Origin of the sequence: Rothia sp. HMSC067H10 (assembly GCF_001810635.1) — a bacterium.
Lineage (GTDB): Bacteria > Actinomycetota > Actinomycetes > Actinomycetales > Micrococcaceae > Rothia > Rothia dentocariosa.
This window is the reverse complement of the sequence record NZ_KV802308.1, coordinates 44,308-55,300: the sequence shown is the minus strand read 5'-3', so window position 1 is coordinate 55,300 and position 10,993 is coordinate 44,308. Positions and strand designations below refer to the sequence as shown.

Annotated in this window: 10 protein-coding genes and 1 pseudogene; 7 read left to right on the top strand and 4 right to left on the bottom strand. The window is 53.8% G+C overall.

Annotated elements, in window-relative coordinates:
- The 4 genes and pseudogenes from HMPREF2756_RS11345 to HMPREF2756_RS04545 all read right to left on the bottom strand — a co-directional run.
- Window positions 1-219, bottom strand: a pseudogene (locus HMPREF2756_RS11345) (MFS transporter); the annotation flags it as partial.
- 361 nt (window positions 220-580) lie between these two features.
- Window positions 581-1,174, bottom strand: a complete 594-nt coding sequence (locus HMPREF2756_RS04560; RefSeq protein WP_070618765.1) for a TMEM175 family protein — start codon at window positions 1,172-1,174, stop codon at window positions 581-583.
- 260 nt (window positions 1,175-1,434) lie between these two features.
- Window positions 1,435-1,854, bottom strand: a complete 420-nt coding sequence (locus tag HMPREF2756_RS04550) for a MerR family transcriptional regulator (RefSeq protein ID WP_065425837.1) — start codon at window positions 1,852-1,854, stop codon at window positions 1,435-1,437.
- 7 nt (window positions 1,855-1,861) lie between these two features.
- The gene (locus HMPREF2756_RS04545) at window positions 1,862-2,725 is read right to left on the bottom strand and encodes an aldo/keto reductase (protein WP_070618760.1); all 864 of its coding nucleotides are present in this window, start codon (window positions 2,723-2,725) and stop codon (window positions 1,862-1,864) included.
- 252 nt (window positions 2,726-2,977) lie between these two features.
- On the opposite strand from HMPREF2756_RS04545, the gene HMPREF2756_RS11175 reads away from it, so the two are divergent.
- The 7 genes from HMPREF2756_RS11175 (at window position 2,978) to HMPREF2756_RS04515 (ending at window position 10,595) form a co-directional block, all read left to right on the top strand.
- Window positions 2,978-3,265, top strand: a complete 288-nt coding sequence (locus HMPREF2756_RS11175; protein ID WP_141747820.1) for a BRO-N domain-containing protein — start codon at window positions 2,978-2,980, stop codon at window positions 3,263-3,265.
- A 151-nt stretch (window positions 3,266-3,416) separates the two neighbouring features.
- Entirely contained in the window at window positions 3,417-4,142 is a 726-nt protein-coding gene (locus tag HMPREF2756_RS04540) for a queuosine precursor transporter (RefSeq protein ID WP_070618757.1), read from the top strand.
- 366 nt (window positions 4,143-4,508) lie between these two features.
- Window positions 4,509-5,963 (top strand): amino acid permease, encoded by a 1,455-nt coding sequence (locus HMPREF2756_RS04535; protein WP_070618755.1) that lies wholly within the window; start codon window positions 4,509-4,511, stop codon window positions 5,961-5,963.
- Between the two features lie 177 nt (window positions 5,964-6,140).
- Window positions 6,141-7,685, top strand: a complete 1,545-nt coding sequence (locus HMPREF2756_RS04530) for an amino acid permease (protein WP_070618752.1) — start codon at window positions 6,141-6,143, stop codon at window positions 7,683-7,685.
- Between the two features lie 495 nt (window positions 7,686-8,180).
- Window positions 8,181-8,681: an acyl-CoA thioesterase gene (locus tag HMPREF2756_RS04525; RefSeq protein WP_070618749.1), complete on the top strand. Its 501-nt coding sequence runs from the start codon at window positions 8,181-8,183 to the stop codon at window positions 8,679-8,681.
- Between the two features lie 259 nt (window positions 8,682-8,940).
- Window positions 8,941-10,143 (top strand): MFS transporter, encoded by a 1,203-nt coding sequence (locus HMPREF2756_RS04520; RefSeq protein ID WP_070618746.1) that lies wholly within the window; start codon window positions 8,941-8,943, stop codon window positions 10,141-10,143.
- Window positions 10,140-10,595 carry a DUF6318 family protein gene (locus HMPREF2756_RS04515; RefSeq protein WP_246825841.1) on the top strand — a complete coding sequence of 152 codons (456 nt, stop codon included), beginning with the start codon at window positions 10,140-10,142 and terminating at the stop codon, window positions 10,593-10,595. Before HMPREF2756_RS04520 ends, HMPREF2756_RS04515 begins: the two co-directional genes overlap by 4 nt.
- Window positions 10,596-10,993 lie beyond the last annotated feature (398 nt).

Here is a 10,993-nt window from a genome sequence, read left to right as displayed (position 1 = left end):
GGAAGCAGCTCCCGCCTCGCTGGGGCTGCTTTGCCAGATCCCCACGGAGGTGATTGGGCCAAAGGATGCACCCTGCCCAAGTCCAGTGAGGACCATGCCAAGTAGGAGAATTGGGAGGGTGCCGTGCATGCCCCAGGCGATCAAGCCGAGCCCCGCGGCAGTGCTCGCAAGTCCAGTTAGGAGCAGGCGCCTGACGCGCACCGCGCGCTCGACTCCCACGCGGTGCCCGGCAAGAACGTGGTCGTTCTGAGCTGAGGCCTCGCGAGGGTGGTACTCGACCTACGCGCGTTCGGGGAGGAGGGCGACCTCGGCATGCCTTGAGACAATGGCAATGATGTCATCGGTTCAGCCGAAAATATCGTGGGTGAAAACTGTATGACCGAAAAAGTCATGCTTTTCTGCTTTCGATACCACAAAATCGGAATTTGCATGAGAGTCGACACGCCGATGAGACGCTTCGGCTCTCTTTGCTATATCACCACTTCAATTCTCCATCCCCGCCCATCGGTCTGGTCAAGAGGTAAAGCCGCACAGGTATCCGGGTATTCCGTTCGCCTAGAGGAATAAATCCAGATGTGGATCATACGGCATCGATCTCACCTCGTTTTTTGTTTTTTCGATTCACAATATGTGGTAGGAAGGTCACCTCACATCCTGCCAGAATAACTGCAAACATGTTAATCGGCGGATAAACAAAGATCGCCAGAACAATGCCAATTGCCTTAATGCTCAGGTCAGCCGCAACGATTTTCCGGTTACTATAGTCCAACGCGCTCGTCGAGCCATTAGCCCTTGCGGCCGCTCGCGCAAGCGCCATGTTGGATAGTGAAACACAAATCACCACCGCGCTGTAAAGCATCTGTGCAAAAAGGCTTGTGAAGTGGTCGCTCACAAAGTCTGTCACATACGGGAAGAAAGAGGCGAAAAACAGCATGATGATGCTCCACCAGATCACCTTGTTGTCTATCTTCTCGATCCTGTGCCAATGGTTATGCAGATTTACCCACATAGCGCCAAGCCAGAAGAAGGAAATCGCATAGGAGAAGAAATGCGCCCTGAGTGCCCAAAACGATGCCCAGTCAGCTGTCGCCGGTTTCTCAAGTTCCAGCACCAATATTGTCATGATGATCGCCAATATCGCATCCGTAAATGCGGTGAGTCTTTCTTTGCTCATTTTTCAGGAGCCCCTTTCTTCTTCACATAGACAAGTCGTAGCGCAGCTTATCGAGCATATCAACAAAGACCTTATTGATGATGCCCTCTTTCTTGTTTATCGGCCTACTAATATACGGTGCGGAGGTGCCAACCATCTGCGCCATCTGTGCCTGTGTGACACCTTCTTCCAGACATTTTACTTTTATAAGGACCTCGACCTCTATCCGCAACCCCCGCTCAACACCCGGTCACCCACACTCAACTCGGAAGAGCCGCTAATCAGGCAGTCTCAGATGACACTGGGGTCAACAGATTCGATTGGTATTCAATCTCGCCGGAACGCACTCCGGCATAGAACTCCATCTTCGAATCAATAAACCCCAGCATCTCCTTAAGTAGTGCGATTTTGTCCTCAACAACCTGGCGTTGCGCAATCAGCATGACTTCGCGCTCCGGGATGCTCTCTTCTCCCTGGAGACAAAGTTCCATGTAATGGCGCATTTGCTCGATACCCATGCCGCATTCGCGCAGGCAGTGCAGGCCCTTGAGCCAGGCGATGTCGTGGTCGTCAAAGACACGGTAGTTGTTCTCATCTCGCACTACTCGGGGGACTAGACCGATTTTGCAGTAGTAGCGCACGGTTTCAACCGCGACACCACTGACCTCAGCTGCCTCCTTCGTTGAATACAACCTGCTCATGAGTGCCTTAGCTGTTGTTACGTCGCTGAGCAATCAGATCGGTGAAGAAATCCACCGTGCCGGTTGCCTCGTGATCAAAGAACAATGACGCCCCGGCGTCCAAACCTGCGATAGCGGCCATATCCGCCTCAGTCAGAGCGAAATCATCAATCGCGAAGTTCTGCTGCATCCGCTCCGGGTGTACTGACTTGGCCAGTGCCACAATCCCACGCTGATACAGCCAGCGCAACACCACTTGCGCCACTGACTTACCGTACTGCTGGCCAATACCAGCCAACACTGGATTGTCGAACAAGCCTGAGCGGCCTTCACCAAAGGGCGCCCACGCTTCAACGGTAACTCCGAGCTTTTGCAGCTCAGCAACCCGCTCCACCTGCTGATGGAAGGGGTTAATCTCAATCTGGTTAACCACCGGATAGACGGCGTTGAACGAACCCAGATCGTGCAGGCGAGCTGGAGTGAAGTTAGCGACCCCGATGGAGTGAATCAGCCCATCCGCCTGGGCTTGCTCCAGGGCCTGCCAGGAACCGTAAACATCATTGAACGGCTGATGCAACAGCATCAAATCCACATATTCAAGCCCCAGCTTCTCCAGAGAAGCCTTCACACTGGCATAGGTGGCATCCTCACCATAGTTGTCCAACCAGACCTTCGTGGTGACGAACAGTTCGCTGCGGTCGATCCCGCTGCGACGGATACCCTCACCTACGGCCGCCTCGTTGAAGTAAGCCTGTGCGGTATCGATATGGCGGTAGCCGACTTCAATAGCCTGAGCCACCGCGTCAGCAGTCTGCTCGGCTGGAATCTGGAAAACTCCGAAACCCTGAGCGGGGATGGAACGACCGTCAGACATGGTCAACGCGTCAAGCATGACACTCTCCTTCTTCAGTCAATGAATGGAACATAATCATCTAACAACTTGGGAGCGGCTCCCAAGCAAATCCAGCGAGAGTCTGCTCCGCCCCGTGTCCGGTTTCGCCCTGCCCCAAGGACGCATGGGTGAGCGGAACACTCAAGGGGTTAACACTTCTTGCCTCGTCGGCAGTGCAGTGAGCACCTCTCGGGGTCCAACAATGGCAGCACCAGGCTACCACCCCAGGCCGCTCAGAAAGGCACATACGCCATGAGCACCACAGAGTCTCACACTGAGGGGTTATCAACCGATATCTCTCGCCGCCTAGCACCTGAGAGGACGAGTGCGCTGCACGGTGCATCGCCTGGACGCCTCTCAGGAAGGCGGCTCGACATGAGCACCGATCTGACCCTGTTCACCCACCCGGTCTTCGGCAACCTGCGCACCATCGTCGACGGCGAGACCATCTACATCTGCGCAAAGGATGCCGCCACCGCACTGGGCTACAGCAACACAAACGATAACTCTCGTATCCATGCTCCGGGAAAGACGTCGTGATGCGAATAAAGCGGCGAAACTACGTTTTATCACCTCAGGAGCCTTTTAGGTTCTCACTCAAACGGAGTTACTGGGTAAGATAGTGAGTGCTCGGGTGGCAGACGAGCATAATCTCAAAACAACATTCACATCAAACCTTTCAGGGAGAACTATGTCTACACCCGCTAAGGCACCGCAGGATATTACTACCCCGCCGTGGGCGAAGCGCCGCAGCTATTTTGATCTGCTGCTGGGCGCATCCTGCGTGATTCTGATTATTTCGAATATTGCGGCTACGAAAGGTATCGAATTCGGGCCGCTCCCATTTGAGCTTCCGCCGTTCACGAACGGCAACTTTATCCCCAGTGATGGTGGTTTCTTCCTGTACCCGCTGGCCTATGTACTCGGCGATGTGCTCTCTGAGGTGTACGGGTTTAAGCGCGCTCGCCGGGCTATTATCGCCTCGTTTGTGGCGGCGGCGTTCGCTGCCGGATGCTTCCTGCTGACTGTTGCCCTGCCGCCCGCCAGCTACTATGAGAATCAAGAGGCGTTCGCCATTATTCTCGGTCCCGTATGGCAGATTTTTGCCGGGTCGCTGCTGGGGTATTTGACAGGTCAGCTTCTGAACGCATGGGTGATGGTTGCCATGAAGAAGGCCACCTCCGGGCGGTTTATGTGGGCGCGTATGATCGCCTCAACCCTTGTGGGCGAGCTGGCGGATACCATTATTTTCTGCGCGATTGCTTCGCCTATTCTGGGGATTACCAGCGTGGATCAATTCATCAGCTACACCTTGGTCGGGTATGTGTATAAGTGCCTGGTTGAGATTGTGCTCATGCCTATCAGTTACCCGGTGATTGGCTGGTTCAAACGGCACGAGATCGAGTACGACGGTTAGGTTAATACCCCACATCGCCGTGAAAAATTGATGATGTGGCGAGAAGCGGATGGGTTGTCTGCTTCTCGCCATTAATATTTGTGGCGCTGTGTCCTTGTGCGGTGGGTGGCGCATCTTATGCACAAATTTGCATTACATCGTGGAACACCCAAAAATAACCAAACTCTGAGAATCATAGGGAAAATCTGTTTCGCCACGCACAAACCCATGCAAAAAGTTGCATAGATGATGCTCGACGCGGGATAGTTATTCGATACGCCTTTGCCACATTTGCTGTAGACCGGGTACCGAGCCGCGCTCGGTTTCGACGCGACATACGAGGGCAGGCGCCCAACCGATGAACGAAAAAATGGAAAGCACCACCTGATGAGTAAAGCACAGGACGCCTCAGCACCTAAGACGGCACCGGCAGAAAACGGCGAACTGAAACGTTCCCTCTCGCACGGTCAAATGACTATGATTGCGATGGGTCTCGCCCTGGGGACCGGCCTCTTTCTGGGCTCTGGTTCCGCCATCAAAATTGCGGGACCCGGTGCTATCATCGCCTACGCTGTTGGCTCCATGATCGCCGCTATTATCGCGGCATGCGCGGGCGAAATGGCGGTTCGCCACCCCGTTCCCGGCGGGTTCGGCACTATCGCAACCAGATACCTCAGCCCCTACGCCGGGTATATTGGCCGTTGGGCGTATTGGGCAACTACCGTGCCGCTGACCGGCGCCGAACTCGTGGCGGTTGGCAAATATTTCTCGTATTGGTTCCCCGCAATTCCGCTGTGGGTGACGGTGGCAGCCTCCGGCATCCTGATTCTCGTCCTGAACCTGGTGAGCGTTAAATCCTTCGGCGCCCTCGAATTTTTCCTCTCTTCCATTAAAGTAATTGCGGTTATCGTCTTCATTGTGCTGGGGCTGCTTCTTGTGTTCGTTGGCCTGCCCGGACACACTGCGGTGGGCACCGCAAACCTCGTGAACGACGGTGGGCTGCTTCCTAACGGACTCGGCGCCGTCTGGGTTTCGATGGCAATTGTGATGTTCTCTTTCGGCGGTGTTGAGATGCTTTCCATCTCCGCCGCAGAGGCGCAGAACCCGGCGCGTTCGGTGCGTACCAGTGTCAAGGCCATGATCTGGCGGCTCTCCAGTTTCTACGTGCTCTCAATGTTGATTATTCTGTGCCTGATGCCCTGGCAGCAGGCGGCGCAGACCGGCAAAGACCTCAGCCAATCGCCCTTCGTGATGGTGTTCTCTGAACTGGGCATTCCTTATGCGGCAGATATTACCAACTTCGTGATTCTGATCGCCGCGCTTTCGGGCGCGAACGCCTCGCTGTATGCGGCAACCCGCCTGCTCCACGCGCTTGCGGGCGATAAAATGGCACCCACGTTTGCGGGCACCACGAACCATAACGGCGTGCCCGTCACCGCGCTTATGCTCTCTTTCCTGGGTGTGGTGATCGCATCTGTCATGGCGGTGGCAGAAATCAGTAATATTTTCGAGCTGCTGATGGCCCTGGTCACTCTATGCGTCCTGGTGGTGTGGATTATGATTCTGCTGACCTATCAGGCATACAAGAAGCACCAGGGGAACTCCTCAGGATTCACTGTCTGGGGTGGGCGCATTACGGCGGGTGTGGGGCTTGCCGGGGTGCTTGCCACACTGGTCGCTCTTTTCATGCTTCCCGATTCGAGCGCCGTAGTATCCGTGCAGGTGGGCGTGGTGTTCTTCGCCATTATCTCCGTTTTCTACGTGGTGTTGGCGAAAAAACGCGGCGGTTTCCCGCGTGCCGATCTTGACGCGCTTGCCGAACAACAGAAGGAAGACGCATAGCCTGTTGCTATACCACGAGCAGATAGTATTTTGACGAGAAGATAGCGCTATCTTCTCGTCAAAATACTATCTGCTCGCGGTTAATACGGGCGATGTACTACCCTAGAAACACACTCATTCTTTGACATTTTCACAACATCACAGTCCAGGCACTCAGAACCCGAAGAAGGCTTAAACATGACCGACGGCCACACCCCTCAACCTGCTAAGAGGCATAGAAGCGGCGCTGCGCATCCAGCTAGCGGAGCACCACGCAATAAATCCGCCCGCGCCGAACTCAAGCGTTCCCTCTCGCACGGACAGATGACCATGATCGTTATGGGCTCGGCGCTTGGCACCGGCCTATTCCTGGGGTCCGGGCGGGCAATCGCTATGGCCGGACCAGCCGTTATTCTTGCGTATGCTATCGGCTCGGCGCTCGCCTCCGTCATAGGCGCGGCCACTGGCGAGATGGCGGTGCGTTATCCGGTGCGAGGCGGTTTCGGCGCTATCGCCACCAGGTACCTTGGTCCCTATGCCGGGTTTCTCACACGCTTAGCCTATTGGACCGCAACCGTGGTCATCACCGGCGTGGAACTGGTCTCTGTGGCCACCTACCTGAATTACTGGTGGCCGCAGCTGCCCCTGTGGGCGGGCATCGCAGTATTCGGTGTCGCAATTATTATCCTGAATATCACGAGCGTGAAATCCTTTGGGGCGCTCGAATTTTTCCTCTCGTCCATCAAAGTTATTTCGGTGATCGCCTTTATTCTAGTGGGTCTGTGCCTGGTATTCTTCGGACTGCCCTCACATGCGGCGGTCGGCACCGCTAATCTTGTCAATGATGGCGGGTTCATGCCCCACGGGTTCGGCTCGGTCTGGCTTTCACTGGCGGTCGTGATGTTCTCATTCGGCGGTATTGAGATGATTTCTATCTCCGCCGCAGAAGCCAAGGATCCTGCCCGATCTGTGCGTTCCAGTGCGAAGGCTATGATGATTCGTTTGGCAACGTTCTATGTGCTGGCGCTGTTTATTGTGGTGTCGATTATTCCGTGGCGTTCGGCGGGCGAGCTGGGCGAGAAGGTCGAAACCTCCCCGTTCGTTCTGGTTTTCGATCAGTTGGGCATTACGGGCGCGGCGCATTTCGTGAACTTTGTGGTGCTTATTGCGGCACTGTCCTCGGCCAACGCTAACCTGTATGCCGGTGCCCGCCTGATGCACTCGCTGGCGACCGACCGTATGGCGCCTCGCGCGCTGGCAGCGGTGAACGCCTCCGGGGTGCCTTCGCGTGCCGTATGGGTTTCCACCAGCGGCGTTGTTATCGCTATTCTGCTGGCGCTATTTAGCCCGCAAGAAGCATTCCTCTCCATGATCTTCCTGATTATGGTGTGTGCGCTCACCGTGTGGGTGCTGATTCTGCTCGCGTACATTGTGTACCGGCGGGTTGAGGGCAAAAGCTCGGCATTCCGCCTGTGGGGTGGGCGCGTTACAGCGGGCGTGGGCATCATGGTGCTTTTCGCCGTGTGGGTTGCCCTGTTTATGGTGCGCGGTTCGCTCATTCCCGCGATTGTGGGCGTGGGGTACTTCCTGGTTCTGACGATTGTGTACTTTGCGCGTGTGAAACACACACTCACGGTTGATGAGGATGCGTTTGCCGAGGCACAGCAAGCTTCCAACAAACACGCCACGGCCTTAGAGGAGGAAGAGGAGGCGTTGAAGACAACCTCCGAATTCGGTCGCTAGAGCGCTTTGCTGATGCGGCGCATGCTGGGTTTCGTCGCTGAAGTGCGGGGTGATGAGTGCTCTGCCGTAGCCATCACCATAATAATTTGCAGGGGGAACTTCAAGTAATGATGATTTTATCTATCATGTAGCACTTGAAGGTTTTGTGGGTATTCTCGAAAGACCGCGAAATTCACAAAAAGTTTTTCTGTAACAAACCCGCAATAATGCATCATAGGCTTACAAGAGGGTCTATAGTTATTGGTGAACCGTATGATCTTGTATGCGTTCAAATGTCTGTGTGTTGGGTGTTCCCCGGAGGCGGTGATGCTTCCGGGGAACATCATTTTTAAGGCTATTTAAGATGTTTTGGTATCAGCAGATGACGATCTAGCGAGAATTTCTTACAGTGCGCTGTATAGGCCCAACAGTAGTGCAAGTTAGGGGAAGTACGACTGTAAAACTTTACCCATATACGTATTTATGCATAAAAATGCACAAGGTAGAGTTAAGAGTATGAACGCACATCAATCCACTGCAAACCCAGCAACTTCGATAACTGGCGAATTCGGTCTGACCGTGCAGGTGTCGCCGCGCTGGGGTGATATGGATGCCTACGGACACGTCAATAACGTTGCAATACTGAGCCTTCTCGAAGAGGCACGCATTGCCGTCTTCGGACCGCCACCGTCTTCGGGGCAGAAACCGCAGAATTTACCCGCGCCGCCCATCCCGCTTTTTGAAACCATGCCCGATGGAGTGCAGGCCCTTATCGCCGAACACGGGGTGCGTTATCTGGGTCAGCTTCCCTATACGGGCGAGCCGCTGGAGGTAAATGTGCGTATCGAAAAGGTGAGCGCCGCCTCGGTGCGAGTGGGCTATAGTATCTATTCCCCGGTGGATCATGCCGAATGCGTGCGTGCCTTTACCGTGCTGGCTTTTTGGGATGCACCTGCCGCCCGCCTCGCGCGCCTCACCCCCGAGCAGCGGGAGCTTTTGACACAGTATATGCCGTAGTACTTTGACCGCGAGCAGATAGTATTTTGACGAAAAGATAACCGAGCGCTATCTGCTCGTGGTATGTGCGGTTAGGGGTGAGTGAAGTCCGGTAGTCTGGTCGCCCTATTGTATACAATGTGATGCAGAAAACATGCCCGGCGGTTTATCCGCAAGGGTGCAAGGCAAAATACCACGTGAGGAGGTGTGTATCATGCAGCAGATGATATTCGGCGGCGCAGAGGCATAGGCCACTATCCCTCTGAACCGAAACGAAAGCATGAAAAAACTAACTCAATACTTCAAAACTCCCCTTCTGCTCATCACCCTGATCGATGGATTCGCGGACGCATCCTTCGGGTTGATCCTCATTGTTTATATCTCGCGCATTGCCGAGCCCTGGTGGCTCACCGTCATGGCCGTCGGCGGGTTCTTCACCGGCATACTCTTCGGTCCTTTTATGGGCTGGGTTGCCGATCGTTTTTCGGGTCGGGCCTGCTGGTCTGGCTCCCTGTCCGTATCCTCGCTCTGCGTAGCGGTCATCGCGTTTTTCCCGCATCCGGTCACTATCGTTGCCATGAGCGTGCTCAACGGGGCCGCCGGAAATCTCACCAACGCCGCCGAATTCAAACTACTGCCGAAGGCGCCGGGTATGACCCCGTCGAGCGCATCCGCCGCTATTGTGGGAATCGGCTCGTTCTGCTCGATCGTAGCCCCGCCTGTGGGTGCCTTCTTCGCCACCTGGAACATGACCGCCACTATAGTAGGCTCTTCGGCGCTCTTGCTGGTCGCGGCAGTCATCGCCTGGTTTAACGTGCCAGCACGGCGCGGTCATGAACTTTCCGATGCGATTAAACGCGATAGTTTGAAAGATATTTTCCTAGGATTCTCGGCTATTTCCAGCGCTCGCGCCCTCGTGATTTTCTTACCTGTGATGGCGGTCGTGGTTGCTTCCACCACGATGGAAGGCATCGCCGGGTTGTTCTACCTGCAATCCATCACGAACACCGCCTTCGAGTATTCGCTCGTATTGGCAATGTGGGCTGTCGGGGCGCTCATCGCCAGTATTTTCTATGGGCGCGGATGGTACAAACCGCAGCTGGTGAACGCGATTTTGTGGGGTGGATTCTTTATCGGCGCCGTGATTCTGCTGGAAGGACTGGTGGCGAATCCTTGGATTGTAGGAGCTGGGTTTCTGGTAGGCGGGTTCTTCAACTCGATCCACAACATGGGTATTCGTGACATGGTGTATATGCAGGTACCCGAGCATCGTCAGGGGCAGTGCTGGGCTCTTATCGGCTCGTTGTTCAGCTCGATGGTGCTTGTGGGTGACCTACTCGGTACGCCGGGAATACTGGGGGATGCGCGCACTATTGTCATGATCGGCGGCGCGACGGCAACCGGTGCGGCGGTGGTGAATCTGCTGCTGTATGCGCTGGCGCGTAACCGCACGGGGCACATCTTAAAAGGCATCAAGAAATGAGTGAGAACTCTGAACTTGGGCTGTACTATAGCTGGGCATATGCATCGGCTGGAATAAGTTATGCCATGAAAACGGGTGACGATACGTATATTAAGCAGTCTGGAATGACTGAGGGCGATCAGAAGCTTTTTAAAAGTATTGCTCTTTTGGAAGAAACGCGTGAGGGTAAGTATTGGGAGGAGTCAGGTAACTTCGTGTATAGGTTAGAATCCGATCGCCCCGAGAAAAAGGGTGAAGAATATTCTTGGCCTTATCAATTACAAATGTTTCATGGAGACTTCTACGTGCGTAACGGAGAAGTGCATGAAATTCCTGAGAATACTGATGGTTGGGGGCAGACTGTCTACTCCACTGGGACCCTTAAGGCGAGGTATCTTGATGGTGCCTGGCAGATGGAAGGGTTCTTTGAAGGTATCGCTACCGATGTTGTTGGAAACCCCTTTGATAAATAGCCTGTTATTTATTTGAGAAAAATGAAAAATGCTGTCTCACGCAGTAGCTTTTCTCTGGTTTGAGACCGCAGAAAAAGGTTCTTGGTGTGAACACAACACTAGATATTCCGCATTGTTCACACTAAGAACCTTTTTAGTATATATGAATAATATTTTATAGTTTTCTCAAAGTTTAAAAGGATAGCAGGGTATGTAAATTTTGAGAATAGTATATGGCTTAGTGCGAACGCTAGAATATTCAGAAAGCACTTAGAGAACCATGTTTACAGCTCGTGAAAGAAAATAATACTAATTATATTTCATATCACTATAAAAACTTTAATGATAGTGTTCCTCGTATGCACTCTGTATCAAAAGACGGAAAGCATCATATTAATCACACACTATGAAAAACTATC

Excerpts from the sequence above, each read along its gene's own strand:
- HMPREF2756_RS04520 (WP_070618746.1), top strand. The coding sequence starts at position 8,941 with ATGAAAAAACTAACTCAATACTTCAAAACTCCCCTTCTGCTCATCACC.
- HMPREF2756_RS04525 (WP_070618749.1), top strand. The coding sequence starts at position 8,181 with ATGAACGCACATCAATCCACTGCAAACCCAGCAACTTCGATAACTGGC.
- HMPREF2756_RS04560 (WP_070618765.1), bottom strand. The coding sequence starts at position 1,174 with ATGAGCAAAGAAAGACTCACCGCATTTACGGATGCGATATTGGCGATC.
- HMPREF2756_RS04550 (WP_065425837.1), bottom strand. The coding sequence starts at position 1,854 with ATGAGCAGGTTGTATTCAACGAAGGAGGCAGCTGAGGTCAGTGGTGTC.
- HMPREF2756_RS04545 (WP_070618760.1), bottom strand. The coding sequence starts at position 2,725 with ATGCTTGACGCGTTGACCATGTCTGACGGTCGTTCCATCCCCGCTCAG.
- HMPREF2756_RS04515 (WP_246825841.1), top strand. The coding sequence starts at position 10,140 with ATGAGTGAGAACTCTGAACTTGGGCTGTACTATAGCTGGGCATATGCA.
- HMPREF2756_RS04540 (WP_070618757.1), top strand. The coding sequence starts at position 3,417 with ATGTCTACACCCGCTAAGGCACCGCAGGATATTACTACCCCGCCGTGG.
- HMPREF2756_RS11175 (WP_141747820.1), top strand. The coding sequence starts at position 2,978 with ATGAGCACCACAGAGTCTCACACTGAGGGGTTATCAACCGATATCTCT.
- HMPREF2756_RS04530 (WP_070618752.1), top strand. The coding sequence starts at position 6,141 with ATGACCGACGGCCACACCCCTCAACCTGCTAAGAGGCATAGAAGCGGC.
- HMPREF2756_RS04535 (WP_070618755.1), top strand. The coding sequence starts at position 4,509 with ATGAGTAAAGCACAGGACGCCTCAGCACCTAAGACGGCACCGGCAGAA.